This window comes from Neisseria sp. HMSC15G01, from assembly GCF_001808255.1.
Classification (GTDB): Bacteria; Pseudomonadota; Gammaproteobacteria; order Burkholderiales; family Neisseriaceae; genus Neisseria; species Neisseria subflava_A.
The window spans coordinates 1-228 of sequence record NZ_KV792671.1 but is presented as its reverse complement, the minus strand read 5'-3'; the positions used below and the strand labels follow the sequence as shown (position 1 = coordinate 228).

The window sequence follows — 228 nt, the reverse complement described above, 5'->3', positions numbered from 1 at the left end:
CATAACGGGTCTTTGACAAATATCGGTTGCGTTTAGTTTGCGCTTCCGACAACGGATGGTTACGGTGGGCTTTGCGCATAATGCCGTCCTGCAGCCGATGCTCTTTCAGATGTTGCCGGTTTTCCGCACTGTCATAGCCTTTGTCGGCATAGACGGCCGTACCTTCGGCTATCCCTTCCAGCAAAGGCGACAGGTGGTTGCACTCATGGGTATTGGCGGGGGTGATGT

1 pseudogene is annotated in these 228 nt (G+C 53.9%); it reads right to left on the bottom strand.

Annotated features, from left to right (window positions below):
• Positions 1-226, bottom strand: a pseudogene (locus HMPREF3139_RS11195) (transposase); the annotation flags it as partial.
• Positions 227-228 lie beyond the last annotated feature (2 nt).